This window comes from Enterobacter sp. UPMP2052, assembly GCF_053709675.1.
In genome coordinates this window covers 34011-53448 of sequence record NZ_JBSKJR010000006.1, presented here as the reverse complement: position 1 = coordinate 53448, position 19438 = coordinate 34011, and the positions used below count along the sequence as shown (strand labels likewise).

The window sequence follows — 19438 nt, the reverse complement described above, 5'->3', positions numbered from 1 at the left end:
CAATGAAACAACACGAAACGGCAGATAATTCTCAAGGCCAGCTTTATATTGTACCTACTCCTATCGGGAATTTGTCTGATATTACCCAACGTGCACTTACCGTATTGCAAACCGTTGATTTAATTGCTGCTGAAGACACCCGACATACCGGTTTACTGCTGCAACACTTCGCCATTAGCGCCCGGTTGTTTGCCCTGCACGATCACAATGAGCAACAAAAAGCAGAAACGCTGGTGGCAAAGCTGAAAGAGGGGCAGAACATTGCGCTCGTCTCCGACGCCGGCACGCCGCTGATCAACGATCCGGGCTACCATCTGGTGCGTACCTGCCGTGAAACGGGCATCCGCGTAGTCCCTCTGCCAGGCCCATGCGCGGCCATTGCGGCGTTAAGCGCGGCCGGTTTACCGTCCGACCGTTTCTGCTACGAAGGCTTTCTGCCCGCGAAATCCAAAGGCCGTCGCGATGTGTTAAAAGATCTGGAAGCCGAGCCGCGTACGCTGATTTTCTACGAATCCACCCATCGTCTGCTGGAAAGCCTGGACGATATGGTCACCGTCTGGGGCGAATCCCGCTATGTGGTGCTGGCGCGTGAACTGACCAAAACCTGGGAGACCATCCACGGCGCGCCGGTGGGCGAACTGCTGGCATGGGTCAAAGAGGACGAAAACCGCCGCAAGGGCGAAATGGTTCTGATAGTCGAAGGCCATAAAGCGCAGGAAGATGCACTGCCCGCCGATGCGCTGCGCACCCTGGCGCTGCTGCAGGCTGAACTGCCGCTCAAGAAAGCCGCCGCGCTGGCTGCAGAGATTCACGGCGTGAAGAAAAATGCGTTGTATAAGTATGCGCTGGAGCAGCAGGGGGAGTAACACATGAGCCGCTATCAGCCTCCTTTTACGATTACGCCCTCTATCCTCAATCAGGTTATTGAGATCGGCGAACTACTGGGGCTCTGGGCGGCGCATTCTGGCAGAACATCCCCTCTGCTACGCAAAGAGAATCGCATTCGGACCATTCAGGCATCCCTGGCGATTGAGCATAACTCTCTGACGACCGGGCAGGTAACGGCGATTATGGACGGGAAACGTGTACTTGCACCTGAGAAGGATATTCAGGAGGTGCGCAACGCTATCCTTGCCTACGAGAAACTGCCCGACTGGGAACCCTGGCGTCTCAACGATTTGCTCAGCGCGCATCGGGTGTTGATGTCTGGTCTGGTCGATAATCCTGGTAAACTGAGGCAGGGTGATGTGGGGGTCTACCGTGGAACGCAGCTGGTTCATATGGCCCCGCCCGCTTCGCAAATGCAACGTCTTATCAACGATCTCCTCTGCTGGCTGGAGCAAACCGACATCCATCCCCTGATAGCCAGCTCTGTGTTTCACTACGAGTTTGAATTTATTCATCCCTTTTCCGATGGCAATGGCCGTATGGGACGGTTGTGGCAAACGCTTATCCTGAGCCACTGGCGGGCTGAACTTGCCTGGTTGCCTGTCGAGACGTTGATCCATTTCCAGCAATCACGTTATTACGAAATCCTGGGCCAGTGCGATCGTGCGAGCGATTGCACCGCTTTTATCGAGTTTATGCTGCGGAATATGGCGGATACGCTGCGTGAAGGTATTGCCGTTCCGACAGAGATGTCGGAACAAATGTCGGAACAAATGTCGGAAAAAGAGATCGCGATTCTGCACCTTCTTACCGCCCATCCTCAGATGACCGCCGCGGTGCTGGCATCCGCGTTAGGCGTGAGTTCCCGCACCGTTGAGCGTTATCTCCGTACGTTACAACATAAAAATAAAGTGAAGCGTGAAGGTGCCAGGAAAGGAGGCAGCTGGCAGGTCATAGTCTGACCTGACCAGCCGACGCGGGTCGATATCAGTAATGCTTCAGCATGCGGTCGATGGACTGCTCCAGCCAGTCGCGCTGGGTGCCGAAGTTAATCCGCAGGTAGTTTTCGCCGTTTTGTACGTAGTGGCTGCCATCCTCGATAACCACGCCCGCCTGCCGGGCGAAATGCCGGGTCAACTCGGTGGCACTCCGATCGTCGGCGCTGACGTCTATCCAGGCGAGATACGACGACTCCGGGTTCATCATTTTCCATGCCGGGAAGTGGGTCTGGAAGGCATCTGCCAGATAACGTGCATTGCCGCGCAAATAATTGTTCAGCGCGTCAAGCCACGGCAGGCCGTGCTGATAGGCCAGAATAATTCCCCATACGCCGAAAATGTTGGGTGAGGTGATGGAGTTCTTCTCCAGCTGCTGGCGGAAGCGCTGGCGCAGAGAATCATTCGGGATAATGGAATAAGAGGTTTTCAGCCCCCCCAGATTGAACGCCTTATTCGGCGAGGTCAGAACAATCAGATTGTCCTGCGCAGCGCAGCCAGCTGTCAGACAGCTAACAAACCTGCCGTCGAGAATGTGTTCCGCGTGCACCTCGTCCACCACCAGGAGAGTGCCGTAGCGTTGACACAGCTCGGAGACCTGGCAAATCTCATCTACCCACCAGATCCTTCCGGAGGGGTTATGCGGCGAGCAGAAGAACCACAGCCGGGGTCGGTGCGTTTTAAGCTGCTCCTCCACCCGGTTAAAATCCAGGTAATAGCGGTTGTCGTCCACACGCAGCGGGTTAGCAAGTACTTGCACGCCCTGACGCTGCGTTGCCATCGCAAACGGGTCGTATACCGGTGTGTTCATCATCACGCAGTCACCGGGCTCGCAGAATGCCTGGACCGTGTAATGCAGCGTAGAGACGGTGCCGTAGGTTAACGTTACCCACGCTTTCTCAACCTCTACCTGATGGCGCTGGCGCTGGAAGGCGATAACGGCATCGTAGAATTCGTCGAAGCACCAGGTATAGCCAAAGGTGCCGTGCTCCACGATGCGCTGAAAGCCTTCAATCACGGCGGGCGGTGAGGTGAAATCCATATCCGCAATCCACAGCGGGATAAACCCCTCAGGCACATCACCGAAGCGTGAACAGACAAAAGCATGATCCCATTTGCGGCATCTATCGCTTTTGCGCTCTATGATTTTGTCAAAATCAAACACAACTACCCCCTGTTAAATTAAGGCTTCAATGCCGGTTTTCACGCTCTGGACCTGCGGGCCGATAATCACCTGCACGCTGTGTGCGTCGAGCACCACGACGGATAACGCCCCGGCCGTTTTAAGCGCCTGTTGATCCACAAGCCCCATATCCTTCACCACCAGACGCAGGCGGGTAATGCAGTTGTCGAGGGACTCAATATTCTCTTTACCGCCGAGCGCACGCAGGATAAGCCCATGATCGTATTTCGATTTTCCGCGCGCCCGGGTGTTGGCCTCAACGGCCTGCAGCGCCCCCTGGGTATCCACTTCTCGCCCTGGCGTTTTAATGTCGTGCTTGAGGATGTACCAGCGGAAGACGAAGAAGTAGATGGCGAACCAGGCGATGCCTACCGGGAACAGCAGATACCATTTGGTCGACATGCCCTGCATTACACCGAAGATCAGCAGGTCCAGAATGCCGCCGTCGGTGTTGCCGATGGTGACGCCCAGCAGGGCCATAACCATCAGCGCCAGACCAGACATCACGATATGAAAGACGTAAAGCGCCGGCGCGATAAACAGGAACAGGAACTCAATCGGTTCTGAAATACCGGTAACAACGGAAACCAGCACGCCGGAGAGCAGCAGCCCTTTGATTACCGGGCGATTCTCCGGGCGCGCGGTGCGGTAGATGGCATATGCCACCGCCGGAAGCCCAAAGATAAAGGTCGGCATAAAGCCCTGCGACAGGAATGCGGTGACGTGCGGGCTAAACGGCAGTCCGGCCTTGAGTTCGGCGTAGAAGATATTCAGCGCACCGGCCACTTCATGACCATTGACCATCTCAATGCCGCCCGCCGGGGTGAAACGCACCATTGCCAGCAGGATATGGTGCAGGCCAAAAGGCTTGAGCAGCAGCACGCCCACGCCGTACAGGAACGGGCCAAAAACGCTGGTGCTCTGAATGATATGGCCAATTCCGGCAATGCCCAGCGCCACGTATTCCCACAGCAGGGGAATGAACAGGCCGACCAGCGAGAGGGTCAGCGCGGTAATAATGGGCACAAAGCGGATGCCGCTAAAGAAAGCGAAGGCGTCGTGTAATACCGTGTCCTGAAAACGCTCATGCAGAAAATAGGTAATCACCCCAACCACGATCCCACCCAGCACACCCATCTCCAGGGTTTGGATCCCCAGCACAATGGATTGTCCCACCTGCCTCATGGTGGCCGCATCGGCAAGCTGGTGGGTTGCGGTCAGGTAATAGTTAATGCTCATGTTCATCAGCATGTAGCCCACGAACCCGGCAAACGCGCCCACGGCCTTGTTGCGTTTGGCAAGCCCCATCGGGATCGCCATCGCGAACATCAGGGGAAGATAGGTAAAGGCGAAACCGCCGACCATGGCAATAAAACCAAAGGTGAGCTGCGTGAGCTCGCCACCCAGAAAAGGGAAACTTTTAATGGTTGAAGGGCTGGTGACGGAACTGCCGATCCCCAGCAGCAGGCCCATAAAGGCCAGCAGCGAGACCGGGAACATAAAGGTCTTTCCCAGACTTTGAAAAAACGCCCACGCTTTCGATTTAAACGACTTTTCCTGTGTCATGTAGGGACTCCTCGGAATTTTTTTATGGTAATGGAAGGCGCTGTCCGGCTTAAGGACGCGCCTTCATATTTGCGAGGCTTATAGTTATTTTCAGAGAGCGATGTTATTTACGACGGGATTCAGGCATCAGCCGTAAGCAGCAGTCGGTTAGCCGAGCCGCACACGTTGATTTTGCTTCTGACCACCTCTTTCATGGCGTCCATGCCGACGCGCATGTAATAGCGCGGATCGTTGCCCTGCGGGTTGTCGGCAAACCAGGCTTTAACCGCATCAGAAAAGGCAATTTTTAGCTCGGTAGCCACGTTGACTTTGCAAATGCCCAGCTCGATGGTGCGGCGTACATATTCATCCGGCACATCACTCGCGCCATGGAGCACCAGCGGAACGCTCACCACGTCGCGGATCTCCGCCAGGCGCTGGAAATCAATTTTTGGCCGTTTGGTGTACAGACCGTGGGCCGTTCCGATGGCGACGGCGAGGCTGTCCACGCCCGTCAGTTCAACGAAGCGTTTCGCTTCCTGCGGGTCGGTCAGAAATGCGCTCTCGGCGTCCACGCTCATGTCATCTTCCACGCCGCCCAGTCGCCCCAGTTCGGCCTCGACGCTGCAGTCGTTGAGGTGGCAGAAATCGACAACCGATTTCACCAGCTTCACGTTCTGTTCAAACGGGTAGTGGCTGCCGTCGATCATGGCGCTGCGCACACCGGCGTTCACCTTGCGACGAATATCGTCCAGCGATTCATGGTGATCGAGATGCAGCGCCAGCGGCATGTCATAGCTGAGGGAGTAAGCGCTACAGAGGGCGTAGATCTCTTCGAGCGCAATGTGCTTGAAGGTGCCCGGCGTGCCCGCGAGGATCACCGGTGATCGCATTTCGCTGCACACTTCAAGGATCGCCTGGATCGTTTCGGCGTTATGAATGTTGAATGCCGGTACGGCGTAGCCCTTGGCCTGCGCGTCCTGCAGAAGGTATTTGGTTGAGATGATACTCATAATGCGATCCTCTTAAGCCTGCCACGGATGAATAACCACGCCCTGCACCACACGGTTGACCGTGCCGCTGGCAGACGGGGTATCTGGCGTGTTGCCCACGCGAATGGACTGGGTGAGCGCAAAGACCTGGGCGTACATCAGGAAGCAGAACGCCTGTTCCATGTCGTTAAACGCGCGGGAAGGCGGCAGCAAAATATGCGGACCAGCCTCAATAATGGGATCTGTTTCGGCTGCGATCGCCACCACGCGCATCGCCTGACGATCGCGGCGCAGTTCGGCCAGCAGATCCAGATCGTAGCGGCGGGTATACGGATGGCTGGAGATAAACACCACCACCAGCGTTTCGTTATTTACCAGGGATTTTGGCCCGTGGCGGAAGCCGGTTGGGGAATCGTAAAAGGCCGCCAGCTCGCCCGCGGTCAGCTCCAGCACTTTCAGCGCCGACTCGCGTGCTACGCCCTGCAGGCCGCCGCTCCCCAGATAGACGATCCGCTTCCATGGCTCGTTGCCAAAAACGCCGTGGCTAAAATCGCCCAGCGAGGAGAGGATCGCCTGACAGCGATCGGCGACGGCACGGAATGCCTGGCTGTTAAAGACTTCTGGCACGAACACCGCCAGGCAGCTCGCCATCATGGTGGTGATGCTGCTGGTCATCGCGAACCCGCGATCGTGCGTTTCGGCAGGCATCAGCAGGGCAAAGGCGTTATCACCGTCGACCGCGTTCTGGTAGAGGCTTCCCGCCTCGTTGCAGGTAATGGTCAGGTGATAGCACTCCGGCACGAACTGGTTAGCCAGCTGTACGGCTGCGACGCTTTCCGGGCTATTGCCCGAGCGGGCAAAGGAGACCAGCAGCAGCGGATGCGCGGCGCTGAAGTAGTCCATTGGGTTAGTGACCAGGTCGGTTGTGGGTACGGCGGTAATGTTTTTCCCGGTGTGGCTGGCGATCCACGGCGCAACGATATCGCCGATAAATGCGGAGGTGCCTGCGCCTGTCAGTACGATCCGAAGATCGCGCTTGCGCAGCAGCGGTTGAAGAAAACCGTCAATCGAGGCGCGCAGGCTATCGATGTTGTTCAGCGATCGGATCCAGCTTGATGGCTGCTGGCGGATCTCTTCTTCAGTCCATGTGCCGGTCGTGGCGGTGGGGATAGTTTCTGGCATAACTCAGTCCTTAGTCGTGTGAATTCCACATCAGACGCTGGCAAACGTGTCGCTATCTTTCGTTTCGTTTCACTTTTTCACTTAAGCAGTTGAATAAAATTTATAGAAAAGAAATCGAAAGTTCAATGCGAAAAAAGAAATAAAACGAAAAGTGTGATCGAAAAGGAAAAGCAAAGAATGAAGGAAAGGAAAAGAAAGGCCTTACGAGGGGGGTCGTAAAGCCAAAAAGCGCAAAGTGAAAGGTCAGAGGGAGAGAGCCTGACCCTGGATCCAGATCGTCTGGAGGTGTAAACCGCCGTCCAGCGCGATAATATTGGCGCGTTTTCCCGGGGCGAGCGATCCGAGCTGCCCGTCAATGCCCAGCAAGCGGGCAGGGTGCAGGGAGGCCATATGAATCGCCTCTTCTGCCGTTACGCCCGTATGTTCAACCATGTTGCGTACGGCAGCATCCAGCGATAGCGTACTGCCCGCCAGCCCACCTGCCGCCGTACGCACCGCGCCGCCGTGCAGAGTAACGTCTTCACCGCAAAGCCGATAACGGCCATCGGGCATACCGGCCGCCTGCATGGCGTCGGTAATCAACACCATGCGATCTTTTGCGCAGCAGCAGCACAGGCGCATGGCGCCGGGGTGAACGTGGTGCCCGTCGGCAATCAGTTCCAGCCACGCCCGCTCGTCCGTTAGCCCGGCACCCACCATACCGGGTTCCCTGTGATGTAACCCCGTCATGCCGTTATAGCAGTGGACCAGCCCGTCTGCCCCTGCGTCAAAGGCGGCAAGCGTCTGCCCGTAGGTGGCGGCGCTGTGGCCCAGCATCACGCGGATGCCTCGCTGCTTCAGATGGTGAATCGCCTGCAGCGCACCCGGTTTTTCTGGTGCCAGTGCCACCACTTTGAGGGTGTGTTGCGAGACCGCCATCAGCGTATCCAGCTCGGCGATATCCAGTTCGCGAAACAGTCCGGGCGGGTGCGCCCCTTTATTCTGCGGCGTAAAGTACGGCCCCTCCAGATAACTGCCCAGCACCAGCGCGCCGGGACCACCGGCCAGACAGCGCCGGGCAATCCGCGTGAGCGCACCGTGAATGGCCTCCAGCGGCGCGGTGACGGTGGTGGGCAGAAACGCCCCCACGCCTTCACGCGCTTTATGCCGGGCTAACGTATCCAGCGTGCCGGGCGCCTCATCCATCACATCCACCCCCGCGCCGCCGTGAACGTGGGTATCGATATAAGCCGGACAAAGCCGTTCGGCATCGCGCGCGGTCACGCCCGTCGGTATGGGTTCGATGGCAACGATCACGTCTTTTTCAATGCGCAGCTGGTGGTCATCCAGCCAGCCCCCTTCGGTGAGTAGCCGCCGCGCGCGCAGTACCTGGCTCATATCCCTTCCTCGGCAGGCGCTTCCTCGCGACAGCGGCCAAGTTCATCCACCAGGCTCGTCAGGCCGCGGTGCCCGCACTCCAGCGCCTGAAGGCGGAACGCTTCGCTGCTCAGTCCCTCGCGCTCCAGCACCATCTCCAGCAGAAGCTGCAGATTCGTGCCGGTGATAACTTCGCTGCCGGGCCGCTGCATCGCCAGCGTTGAAGCCACGCGAAACGGCGTACCGCCCAGCAGGTCGGTAAGGAACACAATGTCGAATTGCCCGTCCAGTTCACTCACCGCCTGCTCGAGCTGAGCGGTCAGCCGCGCGGTTGTGGAAGACGCGGGAAAATCAATGGCGATAAACTGTGGTTGTTCGCCGAGGATCTGCTTCATCGCCTGCTCAAGCCCGCTGGCAAAACCGCCATGGCCCGTCAAAATAATGCCTAACATCGCAACCTCTTCGCGTTTACAGGAAGTGACAGAATTTACCGACAACGCCCAGGACCACGGTGATACCAATCAGGCGCAGCGGGCTCCAGCCACGGCGTACCAGCCAGAACATGGTCAGGGTATAGACCAGCGGCAGAAATGCGGGCATCAGCTTGTCGATAACGTCGGTTTGCAGTTTGACCACCGCATCCCCGGCCTTAATTTCAAGGGTGGTATTGAGGCGTACGTAGGTTGCTACCAGCGCGCCGATCACCGTCATCCCGACGATAGAGGCCGCGTGGCCCACTTTTTTGGTGTTGGCTTTAATCAGCGGAATGGCGGCAACGCCCATTCGGTATGCGTAGTGCGCCAGGCCAAAGCGCAGGCCGAGATGCACCACGTTGAACAGCACGATAAAGACCACTGCGCCAAGAATGGAGCCTTGCAGCGCCAGGCTGGCACCAATACCGCCGCAGATGGGCAGCAGGGTGAGCCAGAACATGGCATCGCCGATGCCGCCGAGCGGGGCGCCCACGGCAATCTTGGTACTTTGAATGCTGTTCACATCCTGCTTGGAGCGCTCCATCGCCAGGATAATGCCGATCACAAAGGTCACCAGGAACGGGTGGGTATTGAAGAAGCCCATATGGCCTTTCATGGCGCGCGCCAGGTCCCGTTTGTTGGTGTGAATTTTTTTCAGCGCGGGCAGCAGGCCATACAGCCAGCCGGAAGCCTGCATACGTTCATAGTTGAACGACGCCTGTAACAGCATCGAACGCCAGGCCACGCGGTTAATATCTTTTTTTGTCAGCTCAGCCCCGATCTGCTGGTCTTCGTAGACGTTTTCGTTTACGCCGGTGAGCAGCGACGTTTCGCTTTCGATGACGTCCGGCAGGGTAGTGTGATTAGATGCCATCTTCGAATTCCTCTTTCTGGGCTGCGGGCGCCGTCGGTTCAGGGGATTTACGCAGCAGGTCGATCAGGGCCATCGCCAGCGCCGCTGCCGCAATGGCCAGCACCGGGAGCTTCAGCCAGGCCGCCGCCACGAAACCGATAATGAAGTAAGGGATATAGACGTTTTTCATCATGATCTTCAGCAGCACGGCGAAGCCGATAGCCGGCATGATGCCGCCCGCGACGCCGAGGCCGTCGATCAAACGCTCCGGCAGGACATCAATGGCGGTTTTTGCGTGTTCCGCACCAAAGTAGATGGGCAGAAACGCGCACAGAAAGTAGAAGACCCCGAGCGCCAGCAGCGCCAGATAGTTGACCCGTTCAATGCCGTCGGTGTCCGCATTGGCCGCCATGCGATCGCAGCGCGACATCACACCGGACATAACCGAGAACAGGAAGGTTATGCCCATCTGTACCGCCACGGCGAAGGGCACGGCGACCCCAACGGCCACGTCCGGCTTCACGCCCGTGGTAATCGCGAACGTGGTACCGACAATGGTGCCGATAATCACGTTCGGCGGCTGTGCGCCTGCCAGCGGTGCCAGCCCCATCCAGACCAGTTCTAACGTACCGCCGGTCAAAATACCGGTGTGGAGATCGCCCAGAATCAGGCCGACCAGCGGCCCAAGCACCACCGGGCGGTGCATGTGTGTTAACCCGTTAAACATATCCAGGCCTGCGATAAAGGCGAGAATGCCTAACGCAAATGCCTGCAACAGACTGATTTCCATTGTGAATCCCTCAGAGCAGTTTAAAGAGATCCAAAGCAGTTTCTGTTGGAACGCCCTGAACGAAGCATTCCACCCCGGCGGTTTTCAGGCCGTTGAACGCGGCGATATCGTTCGCGTCTACAGACACCGTTTTGGCAACTTGCTGTTTGCCATTGGCATAGTGCATATTTCCGACGTTGATACGGGTGATGGGTACGCCGCCTTCTACCAGCGTCAGAAAATCAGCGGGGGTTTTGCAAACCAGCAGAATTTTCTGGCGGTCGGCGGCGCGGTGAATGTTGTCGATCGTTTTTTGCAGCGACCAGAAGCGCACGGCAATGCCTTCTGCGAGCACCATTTCCATCAGGTTTTGCTGAACCGGATCCTCTGCAACCTCATCATTAGCCACCAGCACCAGGTTTGCCCCCGCAAACCCAACCCACTGCACGCCTACCTGACCGTGGATCAGGCGTTCATCGATGCGGCATAAAACAATGTTTGGCATAGCGTGTTCCTCTTTTTTAATTATGCGTGTTGAGTCGTTACGCCTTCGCAGGCGGCATGGTACTGCTGGAGTATGTCCTGAATGTGGTCAATGATGAGGTCCCGTGGCGTCGACTTGAGAGCACCCTCGCGAACTTTGCTGTACTGCAACGGCAGATATTGGCTGATAAGCGGCAGGGGGATTGGTTCGTCTGCCAGATTACGCACCAGCCGCGCGAAGGCATCTTCAATCTGGCCGTCTGGCCAGTAGTAGCGCACGCGGTCGGAATAGCTGTAGCCACGTGCCAGACGCCGTGCGTTGCCATCGCCGTGGTAGTGGCTTTGCCAGTATTCCGGGCGGTCGAGCATGACGTTTTCCAGCACCTCACGCAGGCCAGAGCTGGCTTTGGCGGGTAATAACTCTTCTTCTATCGCGGCCAGAGAGAACAAGGCTTCACGCAGGGCAAAGGTGAGCGCCGGGCCGACTTTGAGGATCGCGAAGTGATCGTTCACTAATTGTCGCAGGGCCTGCGGCGTCTGGTAATCGGTGGAGTGTGCCTCAAACACCAGGGTGTCGTAAGCCTCTACCATTTTACTGAGCGCGACGGCTTTTTGCGGCTGATAATCACACACCTGGGTGTGGTCGAATTCGACGCCGGGCTGCACCACCAGGCCAATGATGCGTGGCCAGATAGCATTTAATCCTTCCTTTTCGAACGCGTGACGGTGCGCCTCAAGCGTGGCGCGTGCTGCCTCGGGCGTGGTGACGTCCAGCTCGCTTAATGTTTCATGCGCACCCCCGGGCACCGGCACTTCCGTGCCGATGACGTAGACCAGGTCAGCGGTGCCAAACCGCGCGCGGCAGGTCTCTTCGGCAATTTTTGCCAGACGCGCCGCGCGTTCGGCAACAATGGCATCGGTTAGCGGGACCGGATCGTCTTCGCAGGACATGCTGCAATCGAGGTGGATCTTTTTAAAACCGGCTGCGACATAGCACCTGATCAGATCGTCGGCATTGGCCATTGCCTGATCCGCAGGCAGGCTTTGCCAGCGGTTTGGCCCCAGATGGTCGCCGCCGAGGATCAGCTGTGACGTCGGGTAGCCAAGAGACTCCGCCAGTTGGCAGACAAACCCGTGAAAATCGGCGGGCGTCATGTCGGTATAGCCGCCAAACTGATCCACCTGGTTCGAGGTGGCTTCGATCAGCAGCGGTGTCTGGTGCAATTGGGCGTAACGAATTGCGGCTTCAAGGACCAGCGGATGTGCGGAACAGACGGCATAAATCCCGTTTGCATTCCCCCGTTTATGTTGCTTCACCATTTCTGTCAGATGTTTCACTTTCCTCTCCATTTCGGATGGTGATGGTGTCAATCTTTCGTTTTGTTTCATTTGATACTGCATTATGGTGGTATAAAAATAAAACGAAAGATAATGGTTTTCCGATCTGTTTCACAAAAGAAACATAATGAAAGGTTTCAGCGCGAAAAGTGCTGACGCCACGGGGCCGTGGCGGGGTTGCATTTTCGTAAAAGAAAGGCGTTAATAGATAAAACGAAATGAAACGAAAGTTTATTGATTAAGGAGCTCGCATGAGCAGCACCGATTCCTCCGCAGAGAAGCGCATCACCGGGACCAGTGAAAGGCGAGAACACATTATTCAGCGGTTGCGGGCGCAGGGGAGCGTGCAGGTGAACGATCTCTCCTCTTTATACGGCGTGTCGACGGTGACCATCCGCAACGACCTTGCGTTTCTTGAGAAGCAGGGGATTGCGGTTCGCGCCTATGGCGGCGCACTCATTTGCGAAGGCACTGCCGCCGGGGTCGAGCCTTCCGTTGAGGACAAAAGCTCGCTGAACACGGCGGTGAAACGCAGCATCGCCCAGGCCGCGGCCGGGCTGGTGAAGCCGGGGCATCGCATTATTCTGGACTCCGGTACCACCACCTTTGAAATCGCCCGCATGCTGCGCCAGCATACGGATGTGATTGCCATGACGAACGGTATGAACGTTGCGAATGCTCTGCTGGAAGCGGATGGGGTAGAACTGCTGATGACCGGTGGACACCTGCGACGCCAGTCGCAATCTTTCTATGGCGACCAGGCGGAACAGTCGTTGCAGAACTACCATTTCGACCTGCTGTTCCTGGGGGTTGATGCCATCGATCTCGATCGCGGCGTGAGCACGCACAACGAGGACGAGGCCCGCCTGAACCGTAAAATGTGCGAAGTGGCCGAGCGTATTATTGTCGTGACCGACTCAAGCAAGTTTAACCGCTCCAGCCTGCATAAAATTATCGATACGCAGCGAATTGATATGATTATCGTTGACGAAGGGATACCGGTTGAAAGCCTGGAGGGGCTGCGTAAGAGCGGGATTGAAGTGGTGCTGGTTTAAAGGGCTTCCTAACCCTCTCCGACGGGGAGAGGGAACCGTTCGGTGCGATTTTCACCCTCTCCTTTGGGGAGAGGGCAGGGTGAGGGGAATAATCACGTCACCGGCGCCGGGTTAAACACCGCCAGCTGATTGTGCAGTCCCCATTGGTCGGAGAAGGTTTTCTTACGTCCACTCGCCACATCCAGAATAAAGTTGAACAGCTTCCAGCCCACCTCCTCAATGCTCTCTTCCCCAGTCGCGATAGTGCCCGCGTTAATATCCATTAAGTCATACCAGCGGTTTGCCAGCTCGGTGCGGGTCGCCATTTTGATCACCGGTACTGCCATCAGGCCGTACGGCGTGCCGCGCCCGGTGGTGAAGACCTGTACCGTAATGCCTGACGCCACCTGCTGCGTGCCGCAGACGAAATCGCTGGCGGGGGTTGCCGCATAGATCAGGCCGCGTTTGGTCGGGCGCTGGCCCGGCGAAAGCACTTCGACAATCGCGCTCTGGCCAGATTTCGCAATCGAACCGAGGGCTTTTTCCACCACGTTTGCCAGGCCGCCTTTTTTATTGCCCGGCGAGGGGTTGGCGCTGCGATCGGTTTTGCCCATATCAAGATAGTTATCGTACCAGGCCATCTCTTCCAGCAGACGTTTGCCGACCTCTTCATTGACGGCGCGCGGCGTGAGCAGATGAATGGCATCGCGTACTTCGGTAACTTCGGAGAACATCACCGTCGCCCCGCAGCGTACTAACAAATCGGACGCATAGCCGACCGCCGGATTAGCGGTCACGCCGGAGAACGCGTCGCTGCCGCCGCACTGGGTGCCCACTACCAGCTCGGAAGCCGGACAGGTTTCGCGCTGGCGCATGTTCAGTTTGTTGAGATGACGCTCTGCCACCTGAAGAATATCGTCAACCATTGAGCGAAAGCCGACGTGGTGCTCGTCCTGCAGGCGCACGATGCTGGCGTCGTCGACCGCAATGGCTTTGACATCTTCGGTGCCCTGGAGCAGGCGCTCAGGCTGGAGTTTTTCACAGCCCAGACCAATCACCATAACCTCGCCGCCAAAGTTGGGGTTCAGGGCGATATTGTGAATAGTACGAATCGGGACCACGGCAGCGGGGGCGTTGATGGCTACGCCGCAGCCGTAGAGATGGTTCAGACCCACCACGCCGTCGACGTTGGGGTATTTCGGCAGCAGGTCGCGCTCAATGATCTTCACCACGAAATCCACCACGCCTGCCACGCAGTGCACGCTGGTGGTAATACCGAGCAGGTTTTTGGTGCCGACGCTGCCGTCCGCATTGCGGTAGCCTTCAAAGGTATAGCCTTCCAGCGGCGGCAGCGGCTCCGGTACGCGGGTCGCCAGCGGCAGGGTGTTCAGTGGCGGCGCGGTTGGCAGCTCAACCAGGGACTCCTCAATCCAGCTTCCCTGGGCAATGGCTCGCGCCGCGTAGCCAATCACTTCGCCGTAACGCACGATTTCACCGTGAGCCGGGATATCCACCAGTGCGACTTTATGCCCCTGAGGAATATGCTCAATTAATTCCAGCCCGTCCGGGAAACGCGTCCCCGCTTTTAAGCCGTTGTCGTTGACAATAATCGCCACGTTATCGGTATCGTGAACTTTAATATAGAACGCCGTTGGCGATGCTTGTCGAATTTCAATGTCGGCCATTGTTCAGTATTCTCCAGCAAAGTGTCTGATAATAAATGCAGCCAGATGTGTATTTATTTTCTTATTGTCGAAATAAAGACGCTGCTTTCTAAATAAAGAATGTCAGGACCTGGGATATAAAAATGTGATCAAGATCACCTCGTCAGGCGAGAGAACACGCCACCCGGCAGGTTATCGATGATTCTGTGCATCAGCGCCCAGTACGTTGTGCATATGCTCAAAACATTATTGAAAATTGCCGTAATAATTGAGCGTTAATCCAATGTGATGCCATTGGACGGTGGCTATACTGAATCACGATTTCATTGCGTCTGGTTAATTACCTGATATGAGCTGCTATCGATAAATAATCAGGAGAGACTCTTCCTAAAATTATAAATATAAAACTCCCGATGTGCCCGAGGAAATAAACATGATACTGGATACGACCGTAGAATCTAGAAAGGGTATGCCTACCCGCTATTTAATTCTGCTTATTATTTTTATCGTGACGGCCATTAACTACGCTGACCGTGCCACGCTGTCGATTGCCGGTACGGAAGTGGCGAAAGAGCTGCAGCTTAGCGCCGTCTCAATGGGGTATATTTTCTCCGCATTCGGCTGGGCCTACCTGCTGATGCAAATCCCCGGCGGCTGGCTTCTCGATAAGTTTGGCTCCAAAAAGGTCTATACCTATAGCCTGTTTTTCTGGTCGCTGTTCACCTTCCTGCAGGGCTTTGTGGACGTTTTCCCCCTGGCCTGGGCGGGCGTGTCGATGTTTGTCATGCGTTTTATGCTCGGCTTCTCTGAAGCGCCGTCCTTCCCGGCGAACGCCCGTATTGTGGCGGCCTGGTTCCCGACCAAAGAGCGCGGGACGGCCTCCGCGTTGTTTAACGCCGCGCAGTATTTCTCGCTGGCGATCTTCTCTCCGCTGCTGGGCTGGCTGACCTTCGCCTGGGGCTGGGAACATGTGTTCACCGTGATGGGCGCGATCGGTTTTGTCCTGACGGGCATCTGGGTGAAGTTTATCCATAACCCGACCGACCATCCGCGGATGTCCGCGCAGGAGCTGAACTTCATTACTGAAGGCGGCGCCGTGGTGGATATGGATCATAAAAAGCCGGGCGCGCAGGTTGCCAGCGGGCCTAAGCTCCATTACATCAAACAGTTATTGACCAATCGCATGATGCTGGGCGTCTTTTTTGGTCAATACTTTATCAACACCATCACCTGGTTCTTCCTCACCTGGTTCCCGATTTATCTGGTGCAGGAAAAAGGCATGTCGATTCTGAAAGTGGGCCTGGTGGCCTCTATTCCGGCGCTGTGCGGGTTTGCCGGTGGCGTGCTCGGCGGAGTGTTCTCGGACTATCTGATTAAGCAGGGCAAGTCGATCACCCTGGCGCGTAAGCTGCCGATTGTGCTGGGCATGCTGCTGGCGTCCTCCATCATCCTGTGTAATTACACCGATAACACCACGCTTGTGGTAGCGCTGATGGCGCTGGCCTTCTTCGGTAAAGGATTTGGTGCACTCGGTTGGCCGGTCATTTCCGACACCGCACCAAAAGAGATTGTCGGCCTGTGCGGTGGGGTATTTAACGTCTTTGGTAACGTGGCGTCTATCGCGACGCCGCTGGTCATTGGTTATCTGGTCAGCGAGCTGCATTCGTTCAACGCGGCGCTGGTATTCGTGGGCTGTTCAGCGTTGATGGCGATGGTTTGCTACCTGTTTGTGGTAGGCGACATCAAACGTATGGAATTGCAGAAATAAGCAAAGGTATAAGCGATGAGTAACGATATCTTCCCGAACAAATTTAAAGCGGCCCTCGCGGCACACCAGATCCAGATTGGCTGCTGGTCTGCGCTGGCGAACCCCATCAGTACCGAAGTGCTGGGTCTTGCCGGTTTCGACTGGCTGGTGCTGGACGGCGAACATGCGCCGAACGACATCAGCACCTTTATCCCGCAGCTGATGGCGCTGAAAGGCAGCCAGAGCGCGCCGGTGGTACGTGTCCTGACTAACGAGCCGGTGATCATCAAACGTTTGCTGGATATCGGTTTCTACAACTTCCTGATCCCGTTTGTGGAAAGTGAAGAAGAGGCGGTGCAGGCCGTGGCCTCTACCCGCTACCCGCCGGAAGGCATCCGCGGCGTGTCCGTTTCGCATCGCGCCAATATGTTTGGCACCGTGCCGGACTACCTCGCGCAGTCCAACAAGAACATCACCATCCTGGTGCAGATCGAGAGCCAGCAGGGCGTTGATAGCGTGGATGCTATCGCGGCGACCGACGGCGTGGACGGCATCTTCGTCGGCCCAAGCGATCTGGCGGCTGCATTCGGCCACCTCGGCAATGCCGGGCACCCGGAGGTGCAGCGCGCCATCCAGCACATCTTTGCCCGCGCCAAAGCACACGGCAAACCGTGCGGCATCCTGGCACCGGTTGAGGCAGACGCCCGTCGTTACCTGGAGTGGGGGGCAACCTTCGTCGCCGTGGGTAGCGATCTCGGCGTGTTCCGCTCGGCCACGCAGAAATTAGCGGACGCTTTTAAAAAATAACCATCATCGAGGAAAAGATTATGACGCTGAAAGTCGGATTTATTGGCCTGGGGATCATGGGCAAGCCCATGAGCAAAAATCTCATCAAAGCCGGTTACTCACTGGTGGTTTCTGACCGTAATCCGGAGTCGGTGGCTGAGGTTATTTCGGCCGGGGCAGAAGCCGCGACCACGGCCAAAGCCATTGCCGAACAGTGCGATGTCATCATTACGATGCTGCCCAACTCCCCGCACGTCAAAGAGGTGGCGCTGGGTGAGAACGGCATTATCGAGGGCGCGAAGCCGGGCCTGGTGGTGATCGACATGAGTTCTATCGCCCCGCTGGCGAGCCGCGAGATCAGCGAAGCGCTAAAAGCGAAGGGCGTCGATATGCTGGATGCGCCGGTAAGCGGCGGTGAGCCAAAGGCCATCGACGGCACGCTTTCCGTCATGGTCGGCGGTGATAAGGCCATCTTCGACAAATACTACGACCTGATGAAAGCGATGGCCGGTTCCGTAGTGCATACCGGTGAAATCGGGGCGGGCAACGTCACCAAGCTGGCAAACCAGGTGATTGTCGCGCTGAACATCGCCGCGATGTCTGAAGCCCTGACCCTGGCAACCAAAGCCGGCGTTAACCCGGACCTGGTGTATCAGGCGATCCGTGGCGGCCTTGCGGGCAGTACCGTGCTGGACGCCAAAGCGCCGATGGTGATGGATCGTAATTTCAAGCCGGGCTTCCGTATCGATCTGCACATTAAAGATCTGGCGAACGCGCTGGATACCTCACACGGCGTGGGCGCGCAGTTGCCGCTGACCGCCGCGGTGATGGAGATGATGCAGGCGCTGCGCGCCGACGGTCTGGGCACCGCCGACCATAGCGCGATTGCGTGCTACTACGAAAAGCTGGCGAAGGTGGAAGTCTCTCGCTAATGACGTCCTGCCCGGCGGCGCTACGCCTGCCGGGCGTTGTGTAGTAACAGGCTACAACTATGAAAATCGTAATCGCGCCAGACTCGTATAAAGAAAGCCTTTCTGCCACCGAGGTAGCACAGGCGATTGAAAAAGGATTTCGGGAAATCTTCCCCGATGCACTTTATGTTTCTGTGCCTGTTGCTGACGGTGGAGAAGGGACAGTCGAAGCGATGATTGCCGCGACCCGGGGCACAGAACAGCATGCCGTGGTCACTGGCCCGCTGGGCGAGAAGGTCAATGCCTGCTGGGGGATGTCTGGCGATGGCGGCACCGCCTTTATCGAGATGGCGGCGGCCAGCGGCCTGGCGCTGGTGCCTCCCACGCGGCGTAACCCGTTGGTGACCACCTCGCGCGGCACGGGCGAGTTGATCCTCTGTGCGCTGGATAAAGGCGCACGCAACATTATTATCGGCATCGGCGGAAGTTCAACCAACGACGGCGGGGCGGGTATGATGCAGGCGCTGGGCGCGAAGCTCACCGACGCGAACGGCACGGACATTGGCTATGGCGGCGGCAGCCTGATGGCGCTGAACAGTATCGATCTCACGGGCCTGGATGCCCGGCTCAAAGGCTGCACGATCCGCGTCGCCTGTGACGTGACGAACCCGCTGGTGGGCGAAAAGGGTGCGTCGCGGATCTTTGGCCCACAGAAAGGGGCGACCGAGGGGATGATCCTCGAACTCGACGCCAATCTTAGCCATTATGCCGACGTGATTAAAAAATCCCTGCGCATCGATGTTAAACAGGTGCCGGGCGCGGGGGCCGCAGGCGGAATGGGGGCGGCGCTGATGGCCTTCCTCGGCGCAGAGCTGAAGAGCGGCATTGAGATTGTCACCCAGGCACTCAACCTTGAAGAGCATATCCATGACTGTACCTGGGTGCTGACGGGGGAAGGGCGCATCGACAGCCAGAGCATTCATGGCAAGGTGCCGGTGGGCGTGGCGAACGTCGCCAAAAAATACCATAAGCCGGTGATCGGCATTGCCGGAAGCCTGACGCAGGACGTCGGCGTGGTGCATCAGTATGGCATCGACGCGGTGTTCAGCGTGCTGACCAGTATTGGCTCGCTGGAGGAGGCGTTTCGCGGGGCCTATGACAATATTTATCGCGCCTCGCGCAATATCGCCGCCACTTTGCAGGTGGGGATGCGCACGCAAGGGTGACAGCGAGACGCAA

The 19438-nt window shown here is 57.2% G+C and carries 18 protein-coding genes; 7 read left to right on the top strand and 11 right to left on the bottom strand.

Features of this window, described 5'->3' with window-relative positions; all coding sequences use genetic code 11:
- The first annotated feature begins 2 nt into the window (after nucleotides 1-2).
- Both rsmI and ACWKX3_RS16285 read left to right on the top strand, forming a co-directional pair.
- A complete protein-coding gene (rsmI, locus tag ACWKX3_RS16290; RefSeq protein WP_454542085.1) occupies nucleotides 3-866 on the top strand; it encodes a 16S rRNA (cytidine(1402)-2'-O)-methyltransferase in 864 nt (287 codons plus the stop codon).
- A gap of 3 nt (nucleotides 867-869) precedes the next feature.
- On the top strand, nucleotides 870-1850 hold the full coding sequence (locus tag ACWKX3_RS16285) for a Fic family protein (RefSeq protein WP_454542084.1): 981 nt from the start codon (nucleotides 870-872) through the stop codon (nucleotides 1848-1850).
- A gap of 25 nt (nucleotides 1851-1875) precedes the next feature.
- On the opposite strand, the gene ACWKX3_RS16280 is transcribed toward ACWKX3_RS16285, so the two are convergent.
- The 10 genes from ACWKX3_RS16280 to kbaZ form a co-directional block, all read right to left on the bottom strand.
- The gene (locus ACWKX3_RS16280; RefSeq protein WP_454542083.1) at nucleotides 1876-3048 is read right to left on the bottom strand and encodes a MalY/PatB family protein; all 1173 of its coding nucleotides are present in this window, start codon (nucleotides 3046-3048) and stop codon (nucleotides 1876-1878) included.
- 12 nt (nucleotides 3049-3060) lie between these two features.
- Nucleotides 3061-4632, bottom strand: coding sequence for a maltose/glucose-specific PTS transporter subunit IIBC (gene malX / locus ACWKX3_RS16275; protein WP_368747308.1), 1572 nt, complete (start codon nucleotides 4630-4632; stop codon nucleotides 3061-3063).
- Nucleotides 4633-4751: 119 nt separating this feature from the next.
- Nucleotides 4752-5624, bottom strand: a complete 873-nt coding sequence (gene kbaY, locus ACWKX3_RS16270) for a tagatose-bisphosphate aldolase subunit KbaY (protein WP_101736919.1) — start codon at nucleotides 5622-5624, stop codon at nucleotides 4752-4754.
- A gap of 12 nt (nucleotides 5625-5636) precedes the next feature.
- Nucleotides 5637-6785 carry an SIS domain-containing protein gene (locus tag ACWKX3_RS16265; protein WP_202561262.1) on the bottom strand — a complete coding sequence of 383 codons (1149 nt, stop codon included), beginning with the start codon at nucleotides 6783-6785 and terminating at the stop codon, nucleotides 5637-5639.
- A gap of 243 nt (nucleotides 6786-7028) precedes the next feature.
- On the bottom strand, nucleotides 7029-8162 hold the full coding sequence (gene nagA / locus ACWKX3_RS16260; protein WP_454542082.1) for an N-acetylglucosamine-6-phosphate deacetylase: 1134 nt from the start codon (nucleotides 8160-8162) through the stop codon (nucleotides 7029-7031).
- Nucleotides 8159-8593: a PTS galactosamine/N-acetylgalactosamine transporter subunit IIA gene (agaF, locus tag ACWKX3_RS16255; protein WP_006178729.1), complete on the bottom strand. Its 435-nt coding sequence runs from the start codon at nucleotides 8591-8593 to the stop codon at nucleotides 8159-8161. Before agaF ends, nagA begins: the two co-directional genes overlap by 4 nt.
- 16 nt (nucleotides 8594-8609) lie before the next feature.
- Nucleotides 8610-9488 carry a PTS N-acetylgalactosamine transporter subunit IID gene (agaE, locus tag ACWKX3_RS16250; RefSeq protein WP_088208481.1) on the bottom strand — a complete coding sequence of 293 codons (879 nt, stop codon included), beginning with the start codon at nucleotides 9486-9488 and terminating at the stop codon, nucleotides 8610-8612.
- On the bottom strand, nucleotides 9478-10257 hold the full coding sequence (gene agaW / locus ACWKX3_RS16245; RefSeq protein ID WP_006178726.1) for a PTS N-acetylgalactosamine transporter subunit IIC: 780 nt from the start codon (nucleotides 10255-10257) through the stop codon (nucleotides 9478-9480). The genes agaE and agaW overlap by 11 nt, the downstream gene beginning before the upstream one ends.
- Nucleotides 10258-10267: 10 nt before the next feature.
- Nucleotides 10268-10741, bottom strand: a complete 474-nt coding sequence (gene agaV / locus ACWKX3_RS16240) for a PTS N-acetylgalactosamine transporter subunit IIB (protein WP_006178725.1) — start codon at nucleotides 10739-10741, stop codon at nucleotides 10268-10270.
- A gap of 20 nt (nucleotides 10742-10761) precedes the next feature.
- On the bottom strand, nucleotides 10762-12069 hold the full coding sequence (kbaZ, locus tag ACWKX3_RS16235) for a tagatose-bisphosphate aldolase subunit KbaZ (protein ID WP_454542081.1): 1308 nt from the start codon (nucleotides 12067-12069) through the stop codon (nucleotides 10762-10764).
- 239 nt (nucleotides 12070-12308) lie between these two features.
- Between kbaZ and ACWKX3_RS16230 the strand changes: the two genes are divergently transcribed.
- Nucleotides 12309-13112, top strand: coding sequence for a DeoR family transcriptional regulator (locus ACWKX3_RS16230; RefSeq protein WP_006178723.1), 804 nt, complete (start codon nucleotides 12309-12311; stop codon nucleotides 13110-13112).
- Nucleotides 13113-13204: 92 nt separating this feature from the next.
- On the opposite strand, the gene garD is transcribed toward ACWKX3_RS16230, so the two are convergent.
- Nucleotides 13205-14776 (bottom strand): galactarate dehydratase, encoded by a 1572-nt coding sequence (gene garD / locus ACWKX3_RS16225; RefSeq protein ID WP_454542080.1) that lies wholly within the window; start codon nucleotides 14774-14776, stop codon nucleotides 13205-13207.
- A 412-nt stretch (nucleotides 14777-15188) separates the two neighbouring features.
- On the opposite strand from garD, the gene ACWKX3_RS16220 reads away from it, so the two are divergent.
- From ACWKX3_RS16220 to garK, 4 genes are read left to right on the top strand one after another with little or no spacing between them, the layout of a single operon-like run.
- Nucleotides 15189-16523: an MFS transporter gene (locus ACWKX3_RS16220; protein ID WP_006178718.1), complete on the top strand. Its 1335-nt coding sequence runs from the start codon at nucleotides 15189-15191 to the stop codon at nucleotides 16521-16523.
- 15 nt (nucleotides 16524-16538) lie between these two features.
- Nucleotides 16539-17309 carry a 2-dehydro-3-deoxyglucarate aldolase gene (gene garL / locus ACWKX3_RS16215; RefSeq protein ID WP_454542079.1) on the top strand — a complete coding sequence of 257 codons (771 nt, stop codon included), beginning with the start codon at nucleotides 16539-16541 and terminating at the stop codon, nucleotides 17307-17309.
- A 20-nt stretch (nucleotides 17310-17329) separates the two neighbouring features.
- Nucleotides 17330-18220 (top strand): 2-hydroxy-3-oxopropionate reductase, encoded by an 891-nt coding sequence (garR, locus tag ACWKX3_RS16210; RefSeq protein ID WP_006178715.1) that lies wholly within the window; start codon nucleotides 17330-17332, stop codon nucleotides 18218-18220.
- Between the two features lie 59 nt (nucleotides 18221-18279).
- Entirely contained in the window at nucleotides 18280-19425 is a 1146-nt protein-coding gene (gene garK, locus ACWKX3_RS16205) for a glycerate 2-kinase (protein ID WP_006178713.1), read from the top strand.
- The last annotated feature ends 13 nt before the right edge of the window (nucleotides 19426-19438 follow it).

What these genes read in the sequence shown, in the direction of transcription:
- agaE (WP_088208481.1), bottom strand. Translation starts at nt 9,488, where the DNA reads ATGGCATCTAATCACACTACCCTGCCGGACGTCATCGAAAGCGAAACG.
- agaW (WP_006178726.1), bottom strand. Translation starts at nt 10,257, where the DNA reads ATGGAAATCAGTCTGTTGCAGGCATTTGCGTTAGGCATTCTCGCCTTT.
- garL (WP_454542079.1), top strand. Translation starts at nt 16,539, where the DNA reads ATGAGTAACGATATCTTCCCGAACAAATTTAAAGCGGCCCTCGCGGCA.
- nagA (WP_454542082.1), bottom strand. Translation starts at nt 8,162, where the DNA reads ATGAGCCAGGTACTGCGCGCGCGGCGGCTACTCACCGAAGGGGGCTGG.
- ACWKX3_RS16285 (WP_454542084.1), top strand. Translation starts at nt 870, where the DNA reads ATGAGCCGCTATCAGCCTCCTTTTACGATTACGCCCTCTATCCTCAAT.
- rsmI (WP_454542085.1), top strand. Translation starts at nt 3, where the DNA reads ATGAAACAACACGAAACGGCAGATAATTCTCAAGGCCAGCTTTATATT.
- garD (WP_454542080.1), bottom strand. Translation starts at nt 14,776, where the DNA reads ATGGCCGACATTGAAATTCGACAAGCATCGCCAACGGCGTTCTATATT.
- kbaY (WP_101736919.1), bottom strand. Translation starts at nt 5,624, where the DNA reads ATGAGTATCATCTCAACCAAATACCTTCTGCAGGACGCGCAGGCCAAG.
- malX (WP_368747308.1), bottom strand. Translation starts at nt 4,632, where the DNA reads ATGACACAGGAAAAGTCGTTTAAATCGAAAGCGTGGGCGTTTTTTCAA.
- ACWKX3_RS16220 (WP_006178718.1), top strand. Translation starts at nt 15,189, where the DNA reads ATGATACTGGATACGACCGTAGAATCTAGAAAGGGTATGCCTACCCGC.
- ACWKX3_RS16230 (WP_006178723.1), top strand. Translation starts at nt 12,309, where the DNA reads ATGAGCAGCACCGATTCCTCCGCAGAGAAGCGCATCACCGGGACCAGT.
- garK (WP_006178713.1), top strand. Translation starts at nt 18,280, where the DNA reads ATGAAAATCGTAATCGCGCCAGACTCGTATAAAGAAAGCCTTTCTGCC.
- agaV (WP_006178725.1), bottom strand. Translation starts at nt 10,741, where the DNA reads ATGCCAAACATTGTTTTATGCCGCATCGATGAACGCCTGATCCACGGT.
- kbaZ (WP_454542081.1), bottom strand. Translation starts at nt 12,069, where the DNA reads ATGGAGAGGAAAGTGAAACATCTGACAGAAATGGTGAAGCAACATAAA.
- agaF (WP_006178729.1), bottom strand. Translation starts at nt 8,593, where the DNA reads ATGTTAGGCATTATTTTGACGGGCCATGGCGGTTTTGCCAGCGGGCTT.
- ACWKX3_RS16265 (WP_202561262.1), bottom strand. Translation starts at nt 6,785, where the DNA reads ATGCCAGAAACTATCCCCACCGCCACGACCGGCACATGGACTGAAGAA.
- garR (WP_006178715.1), top strand. Translation starts at nt 17,330, where the DNA reads ATGACGCTGAAAGTCGGATTTATTGGCCTGGGGATCATGGGCAAGCCC.